This is a genomic window from Streptomyces sp. NPDC002926, from assembly GCF_053591755.1.
In genome coordinates this window covers 437,491-462,059 of sequence record NZ_JBSFUK010000003.1, presented here as the reverse complement: position 1 = coordinate 462,059, position 24,569 = coordinate 437,491, and the positions used below count along the sequence as shown (strand labels likewise).

The following is a 24,569-nucleotide window of genomic DNA, read 5'->3' as shown; positions in this document are numbered from 1 at the left end:
CTGCGAGCCGTTCCGTCTCCCGCATCAGGCGGGTCTTGCCCGTCCCGGCGGGTCCCTCAAGGATCAGGGCGTTGCTGCAGCCACTTGAACCCACGGCGAGAAATTCTGCTATTCGTGTCCACTCTTGCCTTCGGCCTAATGGCCGAAGGCTGTCAATGTGCTCCGTCATCGATCCCTCGAAACCTTGGGCTGATGTCGCCGAGCCGAGCAGGGTGGAGATTGTGGGGGGAATGACAAGACATGACGGACCCTCCCAGGTATGGATGAGCGGCGAACGGCACCATGTCCCCATCCACATTGCCAGGTTCCCCAGCCTCGTGGCCGATCGGCGGTGCGGCGTGTGCGTGTGATTTGCATCTCATTAAACTTACTGTCGGTCACGGTGTGATCGAGGGTGTCCGAGGCCATGATCCTGGCCCTCTGTCGGTGCGCGTTGGAGGCGGCTGCGGTGAATAAATGGCCGGAAATAAATGGGTGGCGGCGCGTCGCCGGCCGGGGATAGGGTCCCTTCGTTCCCGGACGCGGCCGTGTGTCGCTCTCGAGAAGCGGAACTGCGTTGGACCGTTGAGGAAGCAGGAGGTGAGGACATTGATGACTGGCGCGGAGACGGGCTTTGCCCGCATTCAGAAGTTCATCGTTCCCACCCCTGTGGTTTCCGGCTGACACTCACACCACTTCCGCGCGCCGAGCGCGCTGTTGGGGTCGCCCTTCGAAGGGTGCGCCTCACCTCATCGAGCCGCTCCCAGGGGCGCATCCTCGCCGCCAACGTCGCCAACGTCGGCCACGCGGTCATCGCGGCCTCGCTCGCGGTTGAGCGGGACCTCGGGCGGATCGAGCGGTTCCGCGCGCCGGCGTGGGGGAGCGGTGCGGCTCGTGCAGCGGTGTGAGGAACTGCTGCATATACGTGTTCCGTCCGCGGTCCAGACAGTGCTCCGCCACGGGGGCATTCCCATACCTCCCCGCGTTCTTGGTCAGCATGCCGAGGCCGGCAGTGCGTCAAGGAAGTCCAGCGAGAACCGCTGGTGCGGCCCCATACGTTTCCGCAACTCGGGCTCGGTCAGCGGGCCTTCGGTCAATGTGCTGAACAGATCCGGTTCCAGCGCGCTGTGCAGCACCCTCGTCCGACAGGTGAGCGCAGCCAGCCGCAGGATCGGCTCGGGACCCACCGGGGGCAGGCTGAAGGTGTCTGCAGTCGTGCTGTGCGTGTACTTCTCCCTGTACGGAAGTAGTTGACGGTAGGCGCATCGTGCGCGGCCCGACTTGTGCACCGATGGCAGATGACTGGCAGCCGCAGCGTCCGCTCGGGATGGGTCGATCGCCTGCTGCAGCCGGTCTGGAATGGGCTGGTGGCCTTAGGAATGCTGTACGTGGCCGCGGGGAGGGCCCCGACCGAGCCACCACTCCGACGTACCGCTGACCGTTGATGAGCGCATGCTCGCCCGCCGCCTGCCGCCTCTGCGCTGGGAGCAAGAAGGTTGATCGGATGGCAACGATCTCCCGGCTTCGACAGTTGGCAGGCACACGTTCGGGCCTGACCGAGCATCGTCGCTGCCGAGCGGGCGGTTCCTCGCGCTTGCGCGGGAGAGTGCCGCGACGCGCACAGCGGTGGGGTCCGGGTGAGCTGACGCGGGCGCGTCGTCGCGGCCGGACTGCTCGGTACCGGCCGAAACCGTGCTCGGAGATGTGTGAGCCGGGCTTGCGGCGTGGCCGCCCCTGCTGACCGTTGTCTACGGCGGGGACGGCATCGACCGTCGGCAGGCGAGTCGGGTGACGTCGTTGCGGTTGCAGTCAGTCCTGATCACCGCGAGCGGGGTGCCATGACCGTACGTGATCAGGTGGTGTTTCGATCCGGCTCGGCCACGGGAGGCCCGGGGCTCGTCAGAGCCTCCCGCCGATCTCACAGGCCCGGCACGGCGGCCGTCCGCAGGTGCACTGCATGATGGCCTCGAGGACTTCGCGATCGTGGTAGAGGCACTCGTCCTTGCAGGTGTGACGCGGGATGAATCCTGCCGGGATCTCGCCGGGCCACGGCTCGTGGCCATCCCGACAGCGGACAAACCGCTCCGGGTCTGTGGAGTGCAGTTCGTGCATGCTCGACCGCGCTTCGTCCTCCAGTTCCCGCACTCGCTCCACCAGAGCCTTGAGCTCGGCGGCGATGCCGGAGAATCGGTCGGCGCCGGTCCGCACGTGCGCAGCCCGAAGTGCCATCGCTGCGTTGCCCAAAAACCTGCCGGCATCCTGAAGGTCGGTCACGTGATGCAGCTGAATGCCGGTCACGCCCCGGACCCACACGGCGTCCATGCTCACTGATCCACCTTCCCGGCGTACGCCTGGTTTTCTTACGCGAGATTACGCGCGGCGCCGGTATCTACGCACAATGGGAAACAATCTATTTAAGGACGCTAAAGGCCTCGCCTGTGCCCGTCCAGTAAATTGTGCGTGAATCGGCTCACAGCCGGGGTGGTGGATCTTCTATTGAATCTTCAGCTGATTTCTTGTCTTCCGGATGTCACTTCCCCCGTGTCGGTCATCCGGCGACCGTGTAGGAGCTCGCTCCCGTCCCGGCGAGCCCACCGCCTTCGACGATCAGGTACTCCGGGCGAATGGGGTGCCCGTCGAGCCAGCACTCCAGGATCTCCCGCGTACCGGCCGCGTAGCGTGCCTGCGCCGAGAGGGTCGACCCGGACACGTGCGGCGTCATCGCCTCGTACGGCATGGTGCGCCAGGGATGGTCGGGCGGTGGCGGCTGCGGGTACCAGACGTCACCGGCGTAACCGGCCAGTTGGCCGCTGTTGAGGGCCCGCACCACGGCGTCCCGGTTGACGATGAGCGCACGTGCGGTGTTGACGATGTACGAACCGCGCTTCATGGCCCCGATCAGCTCGTCGTCGAAGAGGTTCTTCGTCTGTGGATGCAGCGGAGTGTGGATCGACAGCACATCGACGGAGGAGGCCAGCGAATGGGCGTCGGGATGCCAGGTCAGCTCCAGCTCCTCCTCGACCTCCTTGGACAGCCGGTGCACGTCGCAGTAGTGCAGCGTGACGTCGAACGGCTTGAGGCGGCGTAGTACCGCCTGGCCGATACGGCCGGAGCCGAGGACGCCGACGTCCATGCCTTCGAGGTCGTAGGCGCGCGAGACGCTGTCGGCGATGTTCCAGCCCTTCTTGGTGGTCACCCACTCGTGAGCCGGCATGTAGTTGTGCACCAGGGTGAGGATCTGCATCACGGCGTGCTCCGACACACTGATGCTGTTGCTGAAAGTCACCTCGGCCACGGTCATGCCATGGGAGATGGCGCTCGGCAGATCGACGTGGTCCGACCCGATCCCCGCGGTGATCGCGAGTCTGAGCCGGGGAGCCGCGGCGATGCGCTCGGGGGTCAGATAGGCGGGCCAGAATGGCTGCGAGATGACCACGTCGGTGTCGGGAAGCTCGCGATCCAGGGTGGAGTCCGCTCCTTCCTTGTCGCTCGTGACGACGAAGGTGTGACCCCGGTCCTCCAGGAACCGGCGCAGTCCCAGTTCTCCGGAGACGCAGCCGAGGAGGTGCCCCGGGGCGAAATCGATGGCCTGCGGGGTCGGCGCGGTTTGACCGCCCGGATAGCCGGTGATGGTGGGAATCTCGTCGCGGGCGTAGTCGGGAGGATAACCGCCCACGGGATCCGGATAGAGCACCGCAAGGATTTTTGCCATGGCCGTCCTCCATCGGTGGGGCCACTGCTCCGGTGAACGGGTAGGGCACCGGTAAACCGGTCGAACACCGATGATCTTGAATTTTAGTCGAGTGTGCGTCGGCGCTGCAATCCCCAGGGATAATGGGGAGGTGTTCCGGTGGATAGGGATGCGGCTATTTCGATGAGGTCTGTGACGGGAGTTCGCGAGCCGTTCCGCGCGCATCTGCGCGGCGGCGTCCTGGCGGCGGTCGCGCTCGGCGGCCTGCTGGGCGGGACGGCCCGTTACGCACTGGGGCTGGCCTTCCCCACGCCGGGGGCGACGTTCCCGTGGACGACGTTTGCCGTCAACGTGTCCGGATCGTTCGTGCTGGCACTGCTGCTCGTGCATGTGTTCGAGATCTGGCCGCCGACCCGGTACGTGCGGCCGTTCGCCGCCGTCGGCTTCCTCGGCGCCTTCACCACCTTCTCGACCTGGATGGTCGACACCGATCGCCTGCTGGGTCACGGCCAGTACGCAGCCGCGGCGTTGAACATCTTCGGGAGCCTCTTCGCCGGGGCGGCCGCCACCGTTCTGGGCCTGGCCATCGGCCGGCTGACGTCGGCCCGGCGCATACGGCTCGACGCACGGCGCGGGCGCGCCCGCCGATACGGCTGGTGGGTACGGTGATCATCCTGCTCGCCGTCGGTGCGGCGGCCGCGGTCGGGGCAGTCGCGCGTTACGTCCTCGGCCAGTACGTGCAGTTCCGGAGCCCGGGCGTGTTCCCACGCGGCACCTGGCTGATCAACGTGAGCGGATCGTTCGTGCTGGGGCTTCTGGTGGGCCTCGGCGCACGGCACGCATTGCCGGAGCAGGTCGTGACCATTGCCGGCGTCGGTTTCTGCGGCGCCTATACGACGTTCTCCACATTCAGTTACGAGTTGGTCCACCTGTGCGAGAAAGGGCAGGTAGGCAAGTCCCTGCTGTACGCCGGTTCGAGTCTCGCGGTGGGTCTTGCGGCAGCAGCGGCGGCGCTCGCGATCGGGTCGTTCTGAGAAGGTCCAGGCCCGGCCGTCCGGTACTTGACACCTGGATTTGCGAGACGTCTCCTTGAAGGTAGGAAAAGCGCTGCGGCGTGTGCTGATCGGGGCGCACCGCACGCACTCGGGTTGGCCAGCGTCCACCGGCATCCGGAGGCTGCTGATGGCAACCTATGAATATCTATGCAGCCGATGTGGGCCCTTCGACGTGAAGTTGGCGATCGGGACGGCGCCCAAGGCTTACGGTTGCCCTGTTTGCGCAGGCGCTGCGAGACGTGTGTACTCCTCGCCCGGCTTTACGCTGACCTCGCACGCGGTCGCCGCCCTTCATGACCAGGAGGAGCAGGCCCGTGAGGCCCCGGCAGTAGTCTCCGAAGTGCCGTCACGCACAAGGGTGCCACGGCACCCGCACCCCGCGCTCTCGCGGCTGCCGCGTCCCTGAGGGCGTCCACGCGGACTTAGGAGGTGCGTCCCCGTGGGAAACGTGGGACTGCTGTTTGTCGGTGCAGTGCTCTTCATCAACGGAATGCTGTTGCTCGGGAAGGTCGACGCCAAGGCGGCAGCGGTGTTCAACCTGTTCGTGGGCACACTGCAGGTGCTGACGCCGACTTATCTCATCTTCGTCGCCGCCGGCGAACCCAGAGGGATCCTGGCGGCATCCGGCATCTATCTGTTCGGCTTCACCTACCTGTATGTAGGCGTGGGCCTCCTCGCCGGTCTCGACAGTACCGGCGTCGGCTACTACTCGCTGTTCGTTGCGGTTGCGGCCCTGGGGTACTCGTTCGTCAACTTCCGGATCTTCAGGGACTACCCGTTCGGGGTCATCTGGCTCTACTGGGCGTTCCTGTGGTTCCTGTTCTTCCTGTTGCTCGGTCTCAAGATGGACAGCCTCAGAATCTATACAGGCTGGGTCACGGCGATCCAGGGCTGGGTCACCGGCGCGATTCCCGCGGCGCTGCTGCTCTCCGGCTACTGGGTGAGCCCCAATGAAACCGCCATCGCGCTGGCGGTGTTCGGCGTGGTGGTGTTCGGGGCGCTGTGGCCGCTCACCCGGAATTCGCGGCAACCCGCTCCAGCCGCCCCGGCGGCCGGAAGCGTAGGCGCACAAACGTGACGGGATCAGAAACCAGGAGCTGTCATGCCAGAAATCATCTTCAATGTGGACCACAGTAAGTCGATGCGTGACCAGGACGTTCCCGGACACAACAGGTGGCACCCGGACGTCCCCACCGTCGCCATGGTGAAGCCGGGAGCGGAGTTCCGCATGGAATGCCGTGACTGGACCGACTGCCAGGTCGGCAACAACGACACCGCCAACGACGTACGCGACATTGACCTGACCATCCCTCACATGCTCAGCGGTCCGGTAGGCGTGGAGGGCGCCGAACCCGGCGACCTGCTCGTCGTCGACATACTCGACCTCGGCCCCGTGCCGCAGCAGACCGGGGACGCGGCGGGCCAGGGCTGGGGCTACACCGGTATCTTCGCCAAGGCCAACGGCGGCGGCTTCCTGACCGACTATTTCCCGGACGCCTACAAGGCGATATGGGATTTCCACGGACAGCAGGCGGTCTCCCGCCACCTTCCCGGGATCAGCTTCACCGGGATCACCCACCCCGGGCTGTTCGGAACCGCCCCGTCCACCGAGATGCTCGCACGCTGGAACACCCGCGAGCAGGCGCTGATCGACACCGACCCGAACCGGGTCCCGCCACTCGCCGTACCGCCGGACAGCACCAACGCACTCGCGGGCACGGCCACCGGAGACCTCGCCACGCGCATCGCCGCGGAAGGCGCACGCACGGTGCCGGCGCGCGAGAACGGAGGCAACCACGACATCAAGAACTTCACGCGCGGTTCGCGGGTCTTCTACCCCGTACACGTCAAGGACGCCAAGCTCTCCGGAGGCGACCTGCACTTCAGCCAGGGCGACGGAGAGATCACCTTCTGCGGCGCCATCGAGATGGGCGGCTTCATCGACTTCCACGTCGACCTGATCAAGGGCGGCATGGAGACGTACGGCATCTCCACCAACCCCGTATTCATTCCGGGCAACGTCGAGCCGAGGTACGCGGAGTTCCTCACCTTCATCGGGATCTCCGTCGACCACGACACGGACACGAACTACTACCTCGACGCGACGCTGGCCTACCGCCGGGCCTGCCTCAACGCCGTCGAGTACTTCAAGAAGTTCGGCTACAGCGGAGAGCAGGCCTACCTGCTGCTCGGCTCCTCCCCCATAGAGGGACGTATCAGCGGCATCGTCGACATCCCCAACGCCTGCTGCTCGTTGTACGTACCCACCGCCATGTTCGACTTCGAGGTCCGTCCCAGCGCCGCCGGACCGATGAAGGCCGACCGAGGCCAGTGCGCGTTGGCCACCGCCTGACCGGACCCCAGCTGCGGCCCCGCGGTCCCGGCTGCGACTCAGCCCTGCACATCATCGCCGTTTGCCAGATCCGTGAGGGCGGGCCGCGGCCAGGACCTTGTCTGCGCAGTTGAAGCCCGCAGGCCCAGGACCTCGCGCAGAACACTCGTGTTCCGTTCCCGAGGGAACAGCGTTGGCTCGTTGAGGAAGCAGGAGGTGAGGACATTGATGACTGTCACGGTGACGGGCGCTGCCCGCATTCAGGAGTTCATCATCGTTTCCACCCCTGTGGTCTCCGGCTGACACCCATACAATTCGTTGTCCCGCGCGCTCCGATGAAGGTCGTGTGCACCGGCGACTGGGTCGCCGTCGATGTACTCGCCCGCGGCGCCCTGTCCCCCATCGGAGCCGCCCTGCCGGCCGACGACGCGGAAGGGCCACGCGAGCCGGCTGTCCCCTGGCGATGCCCGTCGGCTCGCCCATGCTTCGGGCCCGGCTGCCGGCCCGTCCCGTCACAGTTCTGGAGCCTCGTGCGCGCCGCTGTCAGGTGCGCCGTAATTCGATGGCGTGACGGGCCCGTGTACCCCTAGAGTCGGTCCTGTTCGAGCGGCGACCACGTGTTGCCGCCGGTGACTTGGCTTGGTTGGGGAGGTGTGACCGATGGCTGTCGTTGAGATGGGCGCTGCCCGCATCCGGAAGTTCATTCAGTCCACCTCCGTGGCCTCCGGCTGACCTCTCTCTTCTCCCGCGCCAGTGAGCGCGGAGCCGGGGCCCCCTTGTGAAGGGTCACCCCTTGTCTTCCTTTTCTCTCATGGGTTCGTCCTCGTCTTCCTCGCATCCCCTCACTCCGTACGGCTGGGATGAGGGCTGGGAGACTGAGTTCGCCCCGTACGCGGAGCGGGGTCTGCTGCTCGGCCGTGTCGTACGTGTCGACCGCGGTCAGTGTGATGTCGTCACTCCGGCAGGCCTTGTCCGTGCTGATACCGAGTTCGTCGTTCCCCGCGACCCGATGAAGGTCGTATGTACGGGAGACTGGGTCGCTGTCGACCCTGAAGGCAGCGATCCGCGGTATGTGCGGACGCTGCTGCCGCGGCGCACCGCCTTTGTGCGGTCGACGTCGTCCAAGCGCTCCGAGGGCCAGGTCCTGGCCACCAACATCGATCACGTCGTCATCTGTGTCTCGCTCGCGGTCGAACTCGATCTCGGCCGCATCGAGCGGTTCCTCGCACTCGCGATGTCCAGCTCCAGCGGTGATGCGCTGCTGCACAAGTCGGCACTCTCCTGGGAGAGCGGCGCGCAGCCCCTCGTCGTGCTCACCAAGGCCGATTTGGTGCCTGATGTGACGGGTCTTTCGTATCTCGTCCAGGACGTGGAGACGACCGCGCCCGGAGTGCAGGTGCTGGCCGTCAGTTCGGCGTCCGGCGAGGGCGTCGATGTGCTCTCCGCGATCCTCTCCGGCGGGACGAGTGTGCTGCTCGGCGCGTCCGGCGCGGGCAAGTCGACGCTCGCCAACGCGCTGCTCGGCGAGGACGTGATGGATGTGCGGGCGACCCGTGACGTCGACGGCAAGGGCCGGCACACCACCACGACCCGCAACCTCCTCGTGCTCCCCGGCGGGGGTGTGCTGATCGACACGCCCGGGCTGCGCGGCGTAGGGCTCTGGGACGCGGAGACCGGCGTGGGCCAGGTCTTCTCGGAGATCGAGGACCTCGCTCAGGAGTGCCGCTTCCACGACTGCGCTCATGAGTCGGAGCCGGGCTGTGCGGTGCTCGTCGCGATCGAGGACGGTTCGCTGCCGGAGCGGCGGCTGGAGAGCTACCGCAAGTTGCTGCGGGAGAACCGGCGCATCGTCGCGAAGACGGACGCGCGGCTGCGGGCGGAGATCCTGCGCGACTGGAAGCAGAAGGGCGCCGAGGGTCGCGCGGCGATGCAGGTGAAGCGCGGCCGGGTGCGCTGAGCGCACAGGGCGCCCGGGCCCGGTGACCTCGCGGTCACCGGGCCCGGGGCAACACCCCTCAGTCCAGGCCCCAGCTGTGGATCTTCCGCGGGTGGATCCGGATCAGTTCCTCGCTGAAGTGCGGGCCCAACTCGTGCGGGCCCGTGAGCAGTTCGGCCTCGCCCCGGATGTCCACCCCGCGTACCTTCCACGGCTGGAGGCTCACGATGTCGTCGACCACCAGCGCCACCTTCGGGTTCTCCCGGAGGTTGCGCCACTTCTTCGTCGTGCCCAGGGCGTAGCCGCCGACCAGGATCGTCCCGTCCTCCTGCGGGAAGAACCCGACCGGGTTCGCCTGTGGCTGACCCTTCGGGTCGACGGTCGCCAGCCTTCCCAGGCGCTGGGACTTGAGGTACGCGCGCTCGGCGTCGCTGAATTCGGTCATGGATGCAGCCTCACACGCGCACCTCGTTGTCCGCATCGGCTGCTGGTCCTGGGCGAGTCCTAGGACTTCTGGCCGGTCGGGGACCGGCCGGGGGACCGCTCAGGGCACGGGTCCCGGACCGCTCAGGCCGGGAGCCCCACGCCGGGGCCGGCGCGTTCGGAGCGACCGGCCGGATCCGCAGGTCCGGGTGGTCCCCACGCGCCGTGATCAGCCCCGACTCGCCCTTTCCCAGCCGGATCCGGATCGCACCGTCGCCCCTCCTCCCACCGCGGCCGCCGGCCCCGCCCGTCGCGGACCTCGATCGGGTCCGCGATGCCGTGGCGTACGACGCACGGCGCGCCCGCCTCGCCGGTCAGCCGGAGGGCCTCGTCCGCCGAAAGGCGCTGGGCGGCGCTGGGCGGAGGCCAACGGGGCCTCGCTCAGCCCGAGAGGACCGCGCCCAGCCACGCCCCGGCCACCAGCAGACAGGCGAACAGCTCCACCAGCACGCTCGTCCCCACCGCCCGCATCACCGCCCGGGTCGAGGCCATCGCCGGGCCGTGCCCGCCGAGCCGTTGCCGCTCGGAGCCGTAGATCCCCCCGATGAATCCCAGAATCCCGCCCACCACCGGCACCAGAAAGAAGCCGACCAGCGCCCCAGCGCCCGCGAACATCGCCATCCGCCGGGTGACCCCCACCCCGCGCAGCCGGCGCGGTGGCAGCAGCCACACCACCACCTGGGTGACCAGCAGTACGACGGTCGAGCCCACCAGCAGCACCCAGGCCAGTCCGGACTGCTCGTGCAACGACCACCACAGCATCGCGGCCCAGATCAGCCACGGCCCCGGAACACCGGGCACAAGCACCCCGAGCAGGCCCAGCAGCATCACCAGGCCGACCATCAGGAGCTGCCATGCGCCCATCTGCCAAGGGTGCAGGAAGCTGATCATTCCCGCAGGTCGCGGGCCACCCAGCCCTTGGCGTACGCATGCCAGCCGAGCTGCAGCCGCGTCGTCACACCGGTCAGCTCCATCAGCCCCTTCACCCGGCGCTGAACGGTCCGCAGCCCAAGATCCAGCTGCTTGGCCACACTCGCGTCCGTCATCCCGGCGAGCAGCAGCGACAGGATCTCCAGATCCGTGGCATCGGGCCCCGTCGCCTCCTCCTCGCCCACCTGGCCGCCCGCGCCGAGCCGCAGCGGCAGCGCCTCCCGCCACACCGCCTCGAACAGACCCGCCAGTGACTCCAGCAGCCCGCTCGCATGCACCACGAGTGCCGCGGGATCGGCCCCGCGCCCGGTCAGCGACACCATCGCGAGCGTGCGATCGGCGACGAGCAGCTTGGTCGGCACCCGGTCCACCACCCGCACCTGTTCGTCACGGCTCAGCGCCGCGCTCAGCTCGTTGATCCCGTCGGGTCGCGAGAACACCTCGCGCTCGACCACCACCCGGTACCGCACGCCGCGCGTCGCCGCCTTCTCCTCCGCCTCGTTGTCCGTCCCGGTGACCACGACCGGATTTCCGGTGACCAGGGCGCAGACCTCTTGGCTCGCGCCGAGCTGCAGTTGTACGAAGCGGTGCGCGACGGCGCTCGCGCCCGTCACCACCTCGACCAGATCGTGCACGGCCGGAGCGGTGGCCTCCGCCCTGAACTCCTCCGCCAGCAGCGCCGCGGCGAGCTCCGCCTGCTCCAGCTCCTGGCGCTGCTGGGTCAGCAGTGCGCCCAGCGCGACACCGGGCGGAGCCGCCACCCAGCGTCCGGTGCGGGCCGAGGACCGCGCGGCGAGACCCTGCTGCTCCAGCCGTCGTAGCGCGCGCTCCGTATCCGTCTCCGGGAGCGCCAGCCGGTGCGCGAGATCGGGGACTTCCGCCGCCCCGAGTGCGACGAGCGCGCGGTACGCCGATTCCTGCCTCTCGTCGAGACCTATCGCCTGCAGCATCTGACCCCACCCTCCCCGGACGTGCACTTCTTCGGCCGCACTGGCGGAAACCGGCCAAGGCGTATTCCCGCCGCGTGCATCATCCCCGCACCGCCCGCCCCTCTGCCAATGTGGCGTCACCGCAGCACCAAGAGCCCCCGGAAAACAGTGCACTTCCGGCTATGTGCGCCGGATACGGACGGGAGGGGCGATGCGCCCGGTATCGCGTTCACGGGGGGCGGCGAGCGTGAGCGTCCCTCACACGGGTGCTGCCGGCAGCCGGCCACCCTGAAGGCCGAACTGACGGAGGCCAACCGCAATTCCGTCACGCGGCCCGTGGCCCGGCGCACCCGCGGTGCTCCGGCCACGAACGGTCCGCCGGGCGTCCTTCCCGTGGGGGGTTGGGGCGCCCGGCGGACCACTTGACGCATATTTCTTTTTTCGGGATGCACCGTTTTCGCGCCGCCCGTGCGGTGGACAATAAGGGCATGAGCCAGCAGGGGGAGAGGCCCGCCACCGAGGACGAATGGTGGGACCGGCTGTACGACGAATCCGCCCCGGACACCGGTCCCGCGGCGCCGACGCGCGACACGCTGGACGACCGGTTCGACTCCGCGGCGGATGCGGTGGCCGCGGAGAGCAGCCCCGGGCCGTCGCAGCCGGACGACCCTCGCGATCCGGGCGATCGCGGCAGGTGGCGGCCGCGCGCCTGGTGGGAGTCGCGCCCGGCGGATGCGGCGGCTTCCGCAGAGCCGGACATCCCGCGCCGTCCTGCGAGGCCGCCACGGCAACGCGCGCCGTGGGAACGGCCGGCCGCCCCCGACCAGCCGCACACGCCCCCGTCGGCTGCGCCGCCCGAGCCGCCCCGTTCGGATGCCGGGTCCCGCGGGAAAGCCCGGCCGCCGCGGCTGGATGGCGCACCGCGCGACAACCCCCGGCCGCCGCGGCCCGACGTCGCGCCGCGGGACCCGTCCCGGCCGCCGTGGACAGAGGGCCCGCGCGCGCAACTGCCGGTCCCGGAAGGGCCTTTCGACGCCGAGCCCGCCGAGGCCGCCGAGCCCGGTTACTCGGCCACCCGGCCGGACGCGGCATACGGCATCCCCCCGGCCGGCGCGGAGCCGCCCCGGCACGAGGCCCCGCCCGGACGAGCGGCCGCCCCGGACAAGCACGACGACGACGCGCCCGCACCTGCTCCGGCCCCTGCGCCGGTCCCCGCCCCCGCGGCGCCGCAGGCAGCGCCCCCACCGCCGCAGGTCCCCGCGCCGCCCGCACCGCCGCAGACCGCCATGGATCCGCCCCCGCCACCACCCCACGCCGGCCTCGTGGAGCCGCGCCCCCACGTCGCATACGTCGGTGGCGGACCGCCCACCTATGACGCCGAGCCCACCGCGCTGCCCGCGGCCCAGCCGCACGAGCTGGACAACCTCGTCGCCGACACCGTGCTCGACGGAGCCCACTACGGCACGTACACCCTGCGTGCCGCCTCCGTCCGCGGGGACTCCGCGCGTTACCGCGGCGAGCCGCGCCGCGACGCCCTGCTCACCGCGCGCTTCGGCAGCGGCGAGGCGGCGCTTGTCATGGTCGCCGTGGCCAGTGGCGCCCGCGTCGCCGAAGGGGCCCATCTCGCCGCCGCCGAGGCCTGCCGCTGGATAGGCGGCGCCGTCGGCCGCAGCCACGCCCGCCTGGCCGAGGACATCCGGGCCGGACGCCGGGGCGATCTCAAGTCGGGTCTGCACCGGCTCACCGACCGCAGCTTCGGCAAACTGCGCGCCCGCGCCGCCGAGCTCGGCGTGGCGCCCGAGGAGTACACCGCGAACCTCCGGTGTCTGCTGCTCTCCGCCGACCCCGAGTGCCGTACGCGCGTGTTCTTCGGAGTCGGCGGCGGCGGTCTTTTCCGCCTTCGCGACGGCGCCTGGCAGGACATCGAGCCGCATGTCCCCGAGTCCGCCGCGGTGGCAGGAGCTCCCGTCGTCGGATACGGCTCGGCGCCCGCAGACGCGCCCGCCGAGTCCCCCGACGGCGACCGGCTCACCATGGACCTGGGGATAGCGACGCCACCGTCCCCGTACATCGAGGCCCCGCCACCGCCGCCCGCCGAACCGTTCAGGTTCCGCGCCTCCGTGGCCCGCCCCGGGGACACCCTGCTGCTGTGCAGCAGCGGACTGGCCGACCCGCTGCGCGGGGAAGGCGCTTTCGCCGAAGAGCTCGCCGAGCGCTGGGCGCCCGCCGGACCGCCGGGCCTGGCCACGTTCCTCGCCGACACCCAGCTGAGGGTGAAGGGATACGCCGACGACCGTACGGCTGTCGCAGTCTGGGAGGCGTAACCGCGTCCGCCATGGGTTGATGGAACTTCAGGCCGATGAAGGCCGGAGCAGGCCCGAAGCCGAGAAGGGGTGCGCATCCCATGGCCAAGCAGAACGTGGCGGAGCAGTTCGTCGACATCCTCGTCCGCGCCGGTGTCCAGCGGCTGTACGGAGTCGTGGGCGACAGTCTCAACCCCGTCGTCGACGCCATCCGCCGCAACTCCGCCATCGACTGGATCCAGGTCAGGCACGAGGAGGTCGCCGCCTTCGCGGCGGGCGCCGAGGCCCAGATCACCGGAAAGCTCGCCGCCTGTGCCGGCTCCTGCGGACCCGGCAACCTCCACCTCATCAACGGTCTGTACGACGCCCAGCGCTCGATGGCGCCCGTACTGGCCCTCGCCTCGCACATTCCCTCCAGCGAGATCGGCCTCGGCTACTTCCAGGAGACCCATCCCGACCAGCTCTTCCGCGAGTGCAGCCACTACAACGAGATGATCTCCAACCCGCAGCAGATGCCGCGACTCCTGCAGACCGCGATCCAGCACGCGATCGGCCGGAGCGGTGTCAGCGTCGTTTCGCTCCCGGGCGACATCGCATCGCACCCAGCCCCGGAGAAGTCGATCGAGCACGCACTGGTCGTCTCACGCCCCACCGTACGGCCGGGGGACACGGAGATCGACAAGCTGGTGCGGATGATCGACGAGGCGGAGCGGGTCACGCTCTTCTGCGGCAGCGGTACGGCGGGCGCGCATGCCGAGGTCATGCAGTTCGCGGAGCGCATCAAGTCCCCGGTCGGACACGCGCTGCGCGGCAAGGAGTGGATTCAGTACGACAACCCGTACGACGTCGGCATGAGCGGCCTGCTCGGCTACGGCGCCGCCTACGAGGCCACCCACGAGTGCGATCTGCTGATCCTGCTCGGCACGGACTTCCCGTACAACGCCTTCCTGCCCGACGACGTCAAGATCGTCCAGGTCGATGTCAGGCCCGAACACCTCGGCCGTCGCTCCAAGCTGGACCTGGCCGTCTGGGGCGACGTGCGCGAGACGCTGCGCTGTCTGACGCCACGCGTGCGCCCCAAGACGGACCGCGGATTCCTCGACAAGATGCTGAAGAAGCACGCCGACGCGCTCGAGGGCGTGATCAAGGCGTACACCCGCAAGGTGGAGAAGCACGTCCCGATCCATCCCGAGTACGTCGCGTCCGTACTGGACGAACTCGCCGACGAGGACGCGGTGTTCACCGTGGACACGGGCATGTGCAATGTGTGGGCGGCTCGCTACATCTCGCCCAACGGCCGCCGCAGGATCATCGGTTCGTTCAGCCATGGCTCGATGGCGAACGCCCTGCCGCAGGCGATCGGCGCCCAGTTCATCGACCGGAACCGCCAGGTCGTCTCGATGTCCGGGGACGGCGGTTTCACCATGCTGATGGGCGACTTCCTCACCCTCGTCCAGTACGACCTGCCGGTGAAGATCGTCCTGTTCAACAACTCCTCGCTGGGAATGGTGGAGCTGGAGATGCTGGTGTCGGGGCTTCCGTCGTACGGAACCACCAACCGCAACCCCGACTTCGCGGCGATCGCGCGGGCGGCGGGGGCTTACGGCGTACGGGTGGAGAAGCCGAAGCAACTCGCGGGCGCGCTCAAGGACGCTTTCCGTCACAAGGGCCCGGCACTCGTGGACGTGGTCACCGACCCGAACGCGCTCTCCATCCCGCCGAAGATCAGCGCCGAGATGGTGACCGGATTCGCGCTCTCCGCCAGCAAGATGGTGCTGGACGGTGGCGTGGGCCGCATGGTCCAGATGGCGCGCTCGAATCTGCGGAACGTGCCGAGGCCCTGATGCCCGTGACGGCTTCCTCTTGGTGACTCCTGTTTGGTTGAGGAATGGTCATGAGTGGCATTCCCCGCGTGGGGCATGCATCTCGTGAACATGCTCGGCAGAACCGGGTAGTTCCGAGGAAACCGGAGAAAGGGTCGCTTCGACGTGTGGGTGGGGATGATGACTGGGCGTCAGGGAGGGGCCGGGCCTGCCGCGAGCGGGCACGGCCGGGAACCTGGGGCGGAAGGAGAACCGGAGAGCCGGCTGCACCGCCGATTAGGGTGTGCGGATCTTGCGTCCGTTCCGGAAGTACGACATGCGCTGCGGGACTTGCTGCGGCACTGGGGAAAGCCGGACGCGGCAGATGTGGCGGAGCTGCTCGCCGGCGAGCTGGTGACCAATGCGCTGATCCACACCGATCACGGAGCGGTGGTCACAGCCACCGTCGCCGCTTCCACACTCCGTGTGGAGGTACGGGACTTCATGGCCGGACTGCCTGTGCAGCCTGTCCCGCCAGGTCAACTCGGTACGAATGGCAGGGGACTCGTGCTGGTGCAGAGTCTCGCGGACGCGTGGGGTGTGCGGACCCACGGCGTGGGCAAGGTCGTCTGGTTCGAGCTGCACGGAGGGCCGGCCTGACGGACGCAGACCGGCCCTGTGACGGTGGACGCACATGCTGTACTCGCCCGGTGCTCGCCACTCTCGCCCGAGAGCCCCGGCAGCCGGCCGGGAAGTCAGCCGAATTGCCGCTCGAGATCCGTGAGTTTGCGCTCCAGGGAGTCGAGACGTGGCAGCGCCTGAGTGTCGTCCTCGGCGGTGAGGTCCACGGTGCGCGGCTCAGCGCCAATGGATCCCTTCACGGCCTGAAGCGAGGGCCGGGAGCGAAGCGGCAGTTGCCCCGGCTCCGCTATGGCGGGCTCCGGGCCGGACCCGACGGCTCCGACCGTCTGCGCGCTGCCCGCCCCGGAACTGCCCGAGCCGGCGGAGGCGAGGGCCGGAAGCTCCGCCCGGCGCGCGTCGTGTCCGCGCCCCCACGCCCGGTGCTGCCGGTTGAGCGCCCTGATCTGCGCCCGCTCCAGCTTCTCCCGGTCCCGCCTGCGAAGGCGGTTCTGTTCCTTCTCCCGCCGGTCCTCGCGCACCTCGTCGACCGCCTCGTCCAGCGTGCGCACGCCTTCCAGCAGCATCAGTGACCAGGCGCCGAAGGTCTCCCGGGGCGCCCTCAGCCATCGCACGATCCGGATCTGCGGCAGCGGCCGGGGCACGAGGCCCTGCTCGCGCAGCGCGGCCCTGCGGGTCTGCTTCAGCGCACGGTCGAACAGGACCGCCGCGGAGAGTGACATGCCCGCGAAGAACTGCGGGGCGCCCGCGTGGTCCATTCCGCGTGGCGCATGTACCCAGTTGAACCAGGCGGCCGCGCCCGCGAAAGTCCACACCAGCAGTCGCGAGCCGAGCGCGGCGTCACCGTGGCTGGCCTCACGCACCGCGAGCACCGAGCAGAACATGGCCGCGCCGTCGAGGCCGAAGGGGACCAGATACTCCCAGCCCCCGTAGAGGCTGAGATTCTGCCGGCCGAAGCCGACCAGGCCGTGGAAGGAGAGCGCGGCGGCAACCGCCGCACAGCAGAAGAGGAGCACGTAGGAAGCCGTGCCGTAGACCGCCTCCTTGCGTCTGCGACGCTCCTCGCTGCGCTCCCAGCTGTCCTCGGACGCGGCCTTGCCGCCGGCGCGCTTGCCGCGCGCGACCACTGCCACCGCGACCAGGACTCCCACGAGCATCACGCCGCCGGGTAGCAGCCAGTCCAGCGATATGTCGGTCAGTCTCATGTGCGGTGTCCCTTGCATCGCGATAGGTCCATTCGGCCGCCATATTGGCCGAAGTGCCCGCGCGCCCAAGGGGTTTCGCGGCAAGTCGACGCCAACGGGCCTGCGTGGCATACGGATAGGTGCGATCTGGTCGAACTACCGTACGGATGAAGGGGGTTGAGTTCGATTTAGGCCAGGCGGAAGCACGGCGTGGAACCCGGCGCCCGGACGCTCAGGCGCTCGGCTGAAGCCTTCCCGCGCGGTCGGCGTCGCTCGTACGCGGACAGGTGACGCAGGTGTCCTCGGGCCGGAGTGTGTAGAAGAGGCAGCAGCTGGCCCGGTCGCGGGTCGGCAACCGCTCGCCGTTCGGCCCGGTGAGCTCGCGGAATCCTGCGGTGCCGACGTACGGCTCGGTGGCGCCCGGCAGCAGCCGCTCGAGCTCCGGCACGGCCCGCCGCTCCTCACCGAGCAGATGCGCGATGTACCAGAGGCCCTCGACGATCTCGTCGGTCGCCATGCCCCACAGCGCGCGCCTGCCGCGCCGCATCCGCGGCCCGAAGCCGTCCAGGACGGGCCCGATGTGCTCGGCGACGGCGGAGCGCACCTCGGCGCGCAGCGCCTCCTCGTCCGGTACGACACGGGCGCCGGGCAACCGGGCGGCCGGATCGTCCGCCAGGCAGGCGAATTCCCTCACCCGTACCGTCATCCGGCCGGGCACGCGCTGAAAGGCGACATCCTCGACGGGCACCCGCGGCACCCGGCGGTGCAGAAACCAGGGCACCGTGATCAGCAGACAGGCCGGCCAGGCGTAACGGTGCAGACCGAAGCTGGCGATCACATCGGGGCGGGCCTGCTGTCCGTAGTCCCGCAGGACCTGTGCGTCGTCCCAGGCGAGAAAAGCGTCGAGCGAGGGCCCGCCGGCGGCGAGCTCGCCCGCGCCCACCCAGCCTGCGCCGGCCGGCGCCTGCTCGCCGTCCATGAGCTCCCGTACCTGCAGCCCGGGGAAGACCTCGGCCAGACGCGCGTACGCGTCCTCGACGGGCGAGGTGAGGGCGGGCAGCAGAGCGGGAACGGTCATGCAGGAGACCACCGAATCGCGATCGTTTGCAGGTTAGCCTTACCTTACCCGACGCGATCGATGTTTGAACTGTGACCCCGTCCGCCTATCGTGCTCAAGGGCCCCGCACTTGCGCGCCGGGCCCGGCACCCGGCCGGAGGAGGACTCGAGTGGAGCAGGCCCGAGCGCGCGATGCCGCAGCGCCGCAGCCGTACGCGTCCGCGCGCGTCCCCGAACAGGCTGGTCCTGACGGCCGTACGGGTCCGGGGCGGCTGCGCGTACCGGACGAGGCCTGCCTGCCGGAACAGGCCCGCCTGCCGGAACAGGCCCGCGGCGAGCACACCCACAGCGAGCCGCCCGGCCTCGCGCCTCGCACGGTCCAGCGCCACTCGGTACGCGGCCAGATCCTCGAAGCGCTGAGGGCGGCTCTCGTCGACGGCGAGCTGATTCCCGGTGAGGTCTACTCGGCCCCCGTACTGGGGGAGCGCTTCGGCGTCTCGGCGACCCCCGTGCGCGAGGCGATGCAGCAGTTGGCGACCGAAGGCGCGGTCGAGGTCATCCCGAACCGCGGCTTCCGCGTCACGCGACGCGGCCCCCGCGAGCTGGCCGAGCTGGCCGAGGTCCGCGCCCTCATCGAGATCCCGGTCGTGCTGCGCCTGGCCCGCACGGTCCCGGCCGCCGGCTGGACGGCGCTGCGCCCGCTGGCCGACGCGACGGCAGCGGCGGCGGCGAGGGGCGACCGCGCGGCGTACGCGGAGACGGACCGCGCCTTCCACCGCGCGGTGCTCGCCCTTTCCGGCAACCAACAGCTGGTGATGGTCGCGGACGACCTCCACCGCCGCTCCCAGTGGCCCCTGGCGAGCGCACCGGTCACCCGCAGGGCGGACCTGGTCGCGGACGCGGCGGAACACATGGCCCTGCTGGAGGCCTTGGTGGCGCAGGACCTGCGGGTGGTGCAGTCGCTGGTGCGGGAGCACTTCACCGGCGCGGAGGCCTGACGGCTGAGACCTCCTGCGTCGGTCCGTCCACCCCGCGGATTCGTACGCCGGAACAGCGTACGAGTGGTGTCACCGGTCATCGAGGGTGCGGGCCCGCGACCCTGACGGCATGCCTGCTCGGACCCGACACCAAGACCCTGTCGCCGTACGTATGCTCGCGCAACGGTTCAGCTCCACGCGGCTCGGTGCCCGGCTCGCCCGGCATCCCGCGGTGCAGCGGCTCGACGTCTGGGGGTTTCCGTACGACAGCGAGGTCTCGGACGCCGCCGCGGTCATCGTCGCCGAGTTCGCCGAGTTCGCCGAGTTCGCCGAGTTCGCCGATCTCGCCGAACTCGCCGCGAATGCCGTGACCCACGGCCGCGTGCCCGGGCGGGACTTCGAGCTGCGGCTGACACTCTCGGCAGACACCCTGCGGATCGAGGCCTCCGACGCCCGCAGCGAGAAGCGACCGCAGGAGGTGCTCCCGGACGGGGCGTCGGGGCGCGGGCTCGTCCTGGTCGCGGTGCCCGCGGACCGGTGATGCGTGCGCGATCGCGTGCGCGTCGGCAAGACCGTGCGCGCGGATGTCGGTCTGCTGCATTAATCTGTGCCGCCGTTGCCGAAGTCCGAACGAACGGGGGCCATTCATGACCGCGGAGTTGCCGGAATCGTCCATACCCGACGAGGCGTGGGAGGAGTTCCAGCGCGCGAGCGAAGGGCCGGCACGCCTCGCCGCGCCCAAGGAGCCCTCCGCTCGGGCGCGGATGGTGACCGAGCGGCTGCGGCTCGAGGACGAGGCGGCCGCCCGGCGGCAGCGCCGTCCGCGCGGGTGGGGGAGGAAGGCGGCGGTGCGCGCGGAGCCCGAGGCGTGGCGGGCCTGGCCGTCCCGGCAGCGGCGGGCGCGCAGGCGCCGGGCCTGGGGAGTCTTCTGGGTGGTCGTGGTGGTCGTCGTCGTCCTGCTCGTCATGAATCCGGAGAGGACACTGTCCTGGCTGGTGTGAGCCGAGTTCTCAGGGGGGCGACTCCAGGCCGGTCAGCAGTGAGGCGATGTCCAGCCCGGTCATGAGGTACCGCTCGAAGGCGAGGTTGTGCAGGGCGTAGGAGGAGCGCCGGCGCCGGATCAGGTCGATCGCCCCCGCGCCGTCGTGGCCGAGCTCGATCAGCGTCTGGGCCACCACCAGGCCCGATCGGTTGTAGCCGGAGTAACAGCGCACGAGCACGGTCCGCCCGGCGCGTACCGCGTCGGCGGCCAGTACCGCCAGGCCACGGACCCGGTCGATCTGCTCGGAGGTCAGCCAGTCGTCGGGGATGAGGGATACATGGTGCTCCACCCCGTCGGGCGGGCCGTGGCCGACGCGGGTGAACAGGCTGATCACCAGGTCGAATTCGCGGTCCACAACAACATCGAGGTGCCGGTTCCGGTCGTCCTCCCAGACATGGCCGCCCATCCAGAGGCAGGTCGTGATCTCGTCCCAGGGCGATCCGGGATCCGGAACGGGGTGGTCCGTGCGACGTGCCTTCACTGAGCCCTCCCTTTGCGGAGACATCCACGCTAGGTGACCGAGAGGCCGCCGTCCACGAACAGGGTCCGGCCCTTCATACAGCGTGCCGCGTCGCTCGCCAGGAAGACCGCCGCGCCCGTCGGATCGGCCGGTTCGCCGTTGCGGCCCGCCATCGTGCGCGCCGCCATCGCCTCCGTGCCGACCGGGTCGTCGAAGACCGCGCGGGTCAGTGGCGTACGGACGAAGCCGGGCGCGAGGGCATTGACGCAGACGACGTGCCGCGACCATGCCTCCGCCTGGGAGCGGGCCGGCGCGGAGACCGCGGCGTTCGACACCCCGTACGCGCCACTGGCGCCGAAGGCCCGTACCGACTGCTGGGAGGCGAGGCGGATGATCCGGCCCCAGCCGCGCTCCGCCGTCGACGGCCGAAACGCTGCCCCAGCAGGAACGGCGCGTCCAGGTTCACGGACATCGACCTGTTCCACTGCGCCTCGGTCAGATCGTCCAGCGGCGGACGGTGGTTGACGCCGGCGGCCGTGACCAGGACATCCGGCTCGACGAAGAAGCCGACCCGCCCGCCCGCAGCGCCTCCCGGTCGCCGAGGTCGGCGGCCACCCAGTCGGCTGGTGGTCTGCCGCACGGAGTGCCCCGACCGTCGTACGCAGCGGAGCCTCGCGCCGCGCCGGCACCACCACCCGCGCGCCCGCCGACGCGAGCGCCTCCGCGATGGCGCGGCCGATGCCGGAACTGCCGCCGGTGATCAGCACCGTACGGTCACGCAGGCCGAACTGACAGTCGAGGAAGTCGCGCTGAGCGCGCATGCTCCCCGATCACGCCGCGGGCTCGGGCTGGGCCGGGGAGGTGTGGAGCGGCGCGGCCGGGGCCGTCGGTGCCAGTTGAGCCGCCAGCCAGACCGGTACGCCGTCGAGCAGGCGGAACAGCCGGCCCGCCTCCGCCCGCAAACGGCTCGCCTCCGGCTCCGGTTCGCAGTCGGCCAGTGCCGCCAGCGCCGGCGCGGTGCCGATCAGAAAGCCGAGCTCCTCGCGGATCCGCAGCGATTCGGAGAAGCCGTGCCTGGCCTCCGCCAACTCGCCGTCACGCAGCGCGAGTCCGGCCTGATGGTGCCAGGTGAAGGAGAGCAGCAGCGTGTCACCCTGCGCGGTTGCTCCGGCGTGCGCCCGCTGATACGCGGCACGGGCCGCCTGCGGCGAGTCGGCGATGTGCTCGGCGACAAGGCCGCGGCGGAAGTCGAGCAGCGGGCGTCTGGGCGAGGTGGGGGCGAGCAGTGCCGCGGCCCTGCCGAGTGCGGAGCGGGCCTCGTCGGCCCGGTCGCGTACGCCGAGGCGGGTCGCCGCGTACGCGAGCCTCCCGCGCTCGCACGCCGCGCCGCCGCGTTCGTCGTCGTCCCGGGCCACCGCCTCGGCCGTACGCAGCGCGTCCTCGGCGTCCGCCCAGCCGTCGGCGGTGAACAGACAGCGCTCGACGAGCAGTCCGGCCCGCTCGAGTGCCCCCGCGGGATTCGCTGTGTGGGCTTCGAGCAGGGCTGCCGCGTCGGTCCAACAGCCGCGCGAGCGCAGCCGCCATACCGCGGTCTGGAGGGGGTCGTCACCTGCGGTGGTTCCGGAACCAGACATGGCGGTATGCGCCACTTGCCCTCCCCGAGCACGCCATTGAGCTGTTGAGTCAATCGCATCTCAGCATGGATAGGCATGCCTGGCCAAGAGGTCAGGTGAATGAATTCACAATCATGCGGCGCGGGATGGGGCGCGGGTGGCCAGTGGTGCGCCCCTTCCCCAGCCTGGGATCCGCCCCGGACCCCGCATCCCAAAAGACGGTGAAGCCGGATTTTCCAGCCCGTCCAGGGGGCCGGGGTCGCCCCGGTCTCAGCTCATCCGCAGCGCCAGGAAGAAGTCCAGCTTGTCCTCCAGGCGCGACAGGTCACGACCCGTCAGTTGCTCGATCCTGCCCACTCTGTAGCGCAGTGTGTTCACATGCAGATGCAGCCGCGTCGCGCACCGCGTCCACGACCCGTCGCAGTCCAGGAACGCCTCCAGCGTCGGGATCAGTTCCGCGCGGTGGCGCTGGTCGTAGTCGCGGAGCGGGTCCAGCAGCCGGGCCGTGAACGCGCGGCGCACATCGTCCGGGACGAACGGCAGCAGCAGCACGTGCGAGGCCAGCTCGTGGTGACCCGCCGCGCAGACCCTGCCCGGGCGGGCCGCCGCCACCCGGCGGGCGTGCCTCGCCTCCTCCAGCGCGCCCCGCAGACCCTCCGCCGAGCTCACTGCCGCGCTGACGCCCAGCGTGAGCCGGCCGTCGTCGGCGAGACCCGCGGAGAGCGGATCGCGTACGGACAGCAGCAGCGCGTCGGCGTGCAGTCCGGCCTCGGAGGAGCCGGCCTCGGGGGTGTCCGGGTCGCGGGCCGTCGCGGGCAGCGGGAGCAGCGCGATCGCCTCGTCGCCGGTGTGGGCGACCGCGATCCGGTCCGCGGAGTCGGGACCGGCTGCCGCCGGGTCGACCAGGATCTCCTCCAGCAGCGACTGGGCGACCGGGCCGGCCTCGATGGCCGTACCGCCCGTACCCACTGCGCCGTCCGTACCGCGCGCCCCGTCCTGCCCCCAGTCCACCCGCGCCACCACCACCTGCCAGTGCGGCGCCGTGCCGAGACCCGGCAGCAGCACCGGCGCGGCCACTCGCAGACGCGCCGCGATCTCGGCCGGTGCCGCTCCCGCCTGGACCAGTTCCAGGACCTCCTGGGCGAGCCGTCGGCGTACCGTACGGGCCGCCTCGCGCCGGTCGCGCTCGACGGCGATCAGCTGGGTCACGCCTTGCAGCAGGTCAAGCCTCGCGGCCGGCCAGTCGCCCGCGTCCGCCTCGACCGCCAGCAGCCAGTCCGACAGCACCGTCTCGCGGACGTCCCTGGAGGCGGGGGCGGCGCCGCGGCCGTTGTTACGGATCGGGAAGAGGGAGTACGTCACCCCGTGGACCGTCACCCGATGCGGCCCCCGGCGGCCGGTGCGGGTGGCCGCCAGATGCTCACCGGCGAGTGTGGCGCTCACCTCGCCGGGCAGCGGGTCGCCCGCGCCCGCGATCTGGCGGCCGGTGGGGGAGAGCACCCAGGCTCGAAGGTCCAGGTCGGAGCCGAGGAGGTCCAGGACCACCTCCGGCCCGCCGCCCGCCGGGCCGGAGGTCATCAGCCGCCTGTGCCTGTCCACGACTGCGGCGAGGTCCCCGGCCCGCTCGCCGGAGACCTGACGCACCACATGCTCAGTGATCGTCGCAAATGCAACGGATTCGTTGACTGCAAAGAGCGGCAGTCGATGGCGAGAACACGCCTCGATGAGATCGCCCGGAATGTTTCCCAGCTCCGCCTCTCCGGCCGCCAGACCAGCCACCCCGGCGCCCGCCAGGATCCGGACGAACGGCTCGGAGTCCGCGGCCGTCCGCCGCCAGGCGAGCCCGGTCAGCACCAGTTCGCCCCCCGAGAGATAGCGGCTCGGATCGCGCAGGTCGGTGGTCATCACACCGCGTACACCGCGGTCCAGTTCGTCCTCGCCGCCGAGCAGCCGCAGCCCAAGCGCGTCGGTTTCCAGCAGTGCGCGCAGCCGCATCTCGTCGCCACCGATCTGTCTCGTTGTCGCCGGTGGCCCGTGGCCACCGTTTCCAGGGGAAAACATCGAGGTTACTGAGCCTCGCCTTTCGTTCGAATCTACAAGACGAGACAGGCGACCAGCCAACTCCTTCATGGTTTCGGTGACTGCACCAGGCGCAGA

23 protein-coding genes and 3 pseudogenes are annotated in these 24,569 nt (G+C 70.0%); 13 read left to right on the top strand and 13 right to left on the bottom strand.

From position 1 onward, the window contains the following. Positions 1 to 716: 716 nt before the first annotated feature. A pseudogene (locus tag ACWDZ6_RS08525) lies at positions 717 to 884 on the top strand (ribosome small subunit-dependent GTPase A); the annotation flags it as partial. A gap of 87 nt (positions 885 to 971) precedes the next feature. Here ACWDZ6_RS08525 and ACWDZ6_RS08520 read toward each other — a convergent pair. The 4 genes and pseudogenes from ACWDZ6_RS08520 to ACWDZ6_RS08505 all read right to left on the bottom strand — a co-directional run bounded on the left by ACWDZ6_RS08520 (position 972) and on the right by ACWDZ6_RS08505 (position 3,691). Further along, complete coding sequence (locus tag ACWDZ6_RS08520) at positions 972 to 1,166, bottom strand: hypothetical protein (RefSeq protein WP_451502354.1); 195 nt, start codon at positions 1,164 to 1,166, stop codon at positions 972 to 974. A gap of 519 nt (positions 1,167 to 1,685) precedes the next feature. After that, positions 1,686 to 1,865, bottom strand: a pseudogene (locus tag ACWDZ6_RS08515) (IS5/IS1182 family transposase); the annotation flags it as partial. Between the two features lie 13 nt (positions 1,866 to 1,878). After that, positions 1,879 to 2,301, bottom strand: coding sequence for a hypothetical protein (locus ACWDZ6_RS08510; protein ID WP_451502352.1), 423 nt, complete (start codon positions 2,299 to 2,301; stop codon positions 1,879 to 1,881). 226 nt (positions 2,302 to 2,527) lie between these two features. Next, positions 2,528 to 3,691 carry an NAD-dependent formate dehydrogenase gene (locus ACWDZ6_RS08505; RefSeq protein ID WP_451502250.1) on the bottom strand — a complete coding sequence of 388 codons (1,164 nt, stop codon included), beginning with the start codon at positions 3,689 to 3,691 and terminating at the stop codon, positions 2,528 to 2,530. A gap of 171 nt (positions 3,692 to 3,862) precedes the next feature. Here ACWDZ6_RS08505 and ACWDZ6_RS08500 point away from each other — a divergent pair, with 171 nt between their 5' ends. The 6 genes from ACWDZ6_RS08500 (at position 3,863) to rsgA (ending at position 9,014) form a co-directional block, all read left to right on the top strand. After that, complete coding sequence (locus ACWDZ6_RS08500; RefSeq protein ID WP_451502249.1) at positions 3,863 to 4,339, top strand: fluoride efflux transporter FluC; 477 nt, start codon at positions 3,863 to 3,865, stop codon at positions 4,337 to 4,339. Next, the gene (crcB, locus tag ACWDZ6_RS08495) at positions 4,336 to 4,704 is read left to right on the top strand and encodes a fluoride efflux transporter CrcB (protein ID WP_451502248.1); all 369 of its coding nucleotides are present in this window, start codon (positions 4,336 to 4,338) and stop codon (positions 4,702 to 4,704) included. Before ACWDZ6_RS08500 ends, crcB begins: the two co-directional genes overlap by 4 nt. Positions 4,705 to 4,852: 148 nt before the next feature. Next, positions 4,853 to 5,131, top strand: a complete 279-nt coding sequence (locus ACWDZ6_RS08490) for an FmdB family zinc ribbon protein (protein ID WP_451502247.1) — start codon at positions 4,853 to 4,855, stop codon at positions 5,129 to 5,131. A gap of 33 nt (positions 5,132 to 5,164) precedes the next feature. Then, positions 5,165 to 5,803, top strand: coding sequence for an AmiS/UreI family transporter (locus ACWDZ6_RS08485; RefSeq protein ID WP_451502246.1), 639 nt, complete (start codon positions 5,165 to 5,167; stop codon positions 5,801 to 5,803). Positions 5,804 to 5,827: 24 nt separating this feature from the next. Beyond that, the gene (gene fmdA, locus ACWDZ6_RS08480; protein WP_451502245.1) at positions 5,828 to 7,078 is read left to right on the top strand and encodes a formamidase; all 1,251 of its coding nucleotides are present in this window, start codon (positions 5,828 to 5,830) and stop codon (positions 7,076 to 7,078) included. A gap of 790 nt (positions 7,079 to 7,868) precedes the next feature. Further along, complete coding sequence (rsgA, locus tag ACWDZ6_RS08475; RefSeq protein WP_451502244.1) at positions 7,869 to 9,014, top strand: ribosome small subunit-dependent GTPase A; 1,146 nt, start codon at positions 7,869 to 7,871, stop codon at positions 9,012 to 9,014. A 58-nt stretch (positions 9,015 to 9,072) separates the two neighbouring features. Here the strand turns inward: rsgA and ACWDZ6_RS08470 are convergent, their stop codons facing one another. From ACWDZ6_RS08470 to ACWDZ6_RS08460, 3 genes are all read right to left on the bottom strand, one after another. Beyond that, positions 9,073 to 9,438, bottom strand: coding sequence for a PPOX class F420-dependent oxidoreductase (locus ACWDZ6_RS08470; RefSeq protein WP_326653438.1), 366 nt, complete (start codon positions 9,436 to 9,438; stop codon positions 9,073 to 9,075). Positions 9,439 to 9,857: 419 nt separating this feature from the next. Beyond that, positions 9,858 to 10,340, bottom strand: coding sequence for a DUF456 domain-containing protein (locus tag ACWDZ6_RS08465; protein ID WP_366731713.1), 483 nt, complete (start codon positions 10,338 to 10,340; stop codon positions 9,858 to 9,860). 23 nt (positions 10,341 to 10,363) lie between these two features. Next, positions 10,364 to 11,356 (bottom strand): helix-turn-helix domain-containing protein, encoded by a 993-nt coding sequence (locus ACWDZ6_RS08460; RefSeq protein WP_451502243.1) that lies wholly within the window; start codon positions 11,354 to 11,356, stop codon positions 10,364 to 10,366. 467 nt (positions 11,357 to 11,823) lie between these two features. Here ACWDZ6_RS08460 and ACWDZ6_RS08455 point away from each other — a divergent pair, with 467 nt between their 5' ends. The 3 genes from ACWDZ6_RS08455 to ACWDZ6_RS08445 all read left to right on the top strand — a co-directional run bounded on the left by ACWDZ6_RS08455 (position 11,824) and on the right by ACWDZ6_RS08445 (position 16,100). After that, positions 11,824 to 13,659 (top strand): protein phosphatase 2C domain-containing protein, encoded by a 1,836-nt coding sequence (locus ACWDZ6_RS08455; protein ID WP_451502242.1) that lies wholly within the window; start codon positions 11,824 to 11,826, stop codon positions 13,657 to 13,659. A gap of 80 nt (positions 13,660 to 13,739) precedes the next feature. After that, positions 13,740 to 15,482 carry a pyruvate dehydrogenase gene (locus ACWDZ6_RS08450; protein ID WP_451502241.1) on the top strand — a complete coding sequence of 581 codons (1,743 nt, stop codon included), beginning with the start codon at positions 13,740 to 13,742 and terminating at the stop codon, positions 15,480 to 15,482. Between the two features lie 159 nt (positions 15,483 to 15,641). Further along, positions 15,642 to 16,100 carry an ATP-binding protein gene (locus ACWDZ6_RS08445; protein WP_451502351.1) on the top strand — a complete coding sequence of 153 codons (459 nt, stop codon included), beginning with the start codon at positions 15,642 to 15,644 and terminating at the stop codon, positions 16,098 to 16,100. A gap of 95 nt (positions 16,101 to 16,195) precedes the next feature. Here the strand turns inward: ACWDZ6_RS08445 and ACWDZ6_RS08440 are convergent, their stop codons facing one another. Together ACWDZ6_RS08440 and ACWDZ6_RS08435 are read right to left on the bottom strand one after the other, a co-directional pair. Then, entirely contained in the window at positions 16,196 to 17,284 is a 1,089-nt protein-coding gene (locus ACWDZ6_RS08440; RefSeq protein WP_451502240.1) for a DUF2637 domain-containing protein, read from the bottom strand. 211 nt (positions 17,285 to 17,495) lie between these two features. Next, positions 17,496 to 18,341, bottom strand: coding sequence for a (2Fe-2S)-binding protein (locus ACWDZ6_RS08435; RefSeq protein ID WP_451502239.1), 846 nt, complete (start codon positions 18,339 to 18,341; stop codon positions 17,496 to 17,498). Positions 18,342 to 18,490: 149 nt separating this feature from the next. Here ACWDZ6_RS08435 and ACWDZ6_RS08430 point away from each other — a divergent pair, with 149 nt between their 5' ends. The 3 genes from ACWDZ6_RS08430 (at position 18,491) to ACWDZ6_RS08420 (ending at position 20,298) form a co-directional block, all read left to right on the top strand. Then, entirely contained in the window at positions 18,491 to 19,318 is an 828-nt protein-coding gene (locus tag ACWDZ6_RS08430) for a GntR family transcriptional regulator (protein ID WP_451502238.1), read from the top strand. A 109-nt stretch (positions 19,319 to 19,427) separates the two neighbouring features. Continuing rightward, positions 19,428 to 19,838: an ATP-binding protein gene (locus tag ACWDZ6_RS08425; protein ID WP_451502237.1), complete on the top strand. Its 411-nt coding sequence runs from the start codon at positions 19,428 to 19,430 to the stop codon at positions 19,836 to 19,838. Positions 19,839 to 19,944: 106 nt separating this feature from the next. Beyond that, positions 19,945 to 20,298 carry a hypothetical protein gene (locus tag ACWDZ6_RS08420; protein WP_351448339.1) on the top strand — a complete coding sequence of 118 codons (354 nt, stop codon included), beginning with the start codon at positions 19,945 to 19,947 and terminating at the stop codon, positions 20,296 to 20,298. 9 nt (positions 20,299 to 20,307) lie between these two features. On the opposite strand, the gene ACWDZ6_RS08415 is transcribed toward ACWDZ6_RS08420, so the two are convergent. The 4 genes and pseudogenes from ACWDZ6_RS08415 to ACWDZ6_RS08400 form a co-directional block, all read right to left on the bottom strand. Further along, positions 20,308 to 20,820, bottom strand: coding sequence for a protein-tyrosine phosphatase family protein (locus tag ACWDZ6_RS08415; RefSeq protein ID WP_451502236.1), 513 nt, complete (start codon positions 20,818 to 20,820; stop codon positions 20,308 to 20,310). Between the two features lie 29 nt (positions 20,821 to 20,849). Next, positions 20,850 to 21,620: pseudogene (locus ACWDZ6_RS08410) on the bottom strand (SDR family NAD(P)-dependent oxidoreductase). A gap of 9 nt (positions 21,621 to 21,629) precedes the next feature. Further along, entirely contained in the window at positions 21,630 to 22,433 is an 804-nt protein-coding gene (locus ACWDZ6_RS08405) for a hypothetical protein (protein ID WP_451502235.1), read from the bottom strand. Between the two features lie 249 nt (positions 22,434 to 22,682). Beyond that, positions 22,683 to 24,407: a PucR family transcriptional regulator gene (locus ACWDZ6_RS08400; RefSeq protein ID WP_451502234.1), complete on the bottom strand. Its 1,725-nt coding sequence runs from the start codon at positions 24,405 to 24,407 to the stop codon at positions 22,683 to 22,685. Positions 24,408 to 24,569 lie beyond the last annotated feature (162 nt).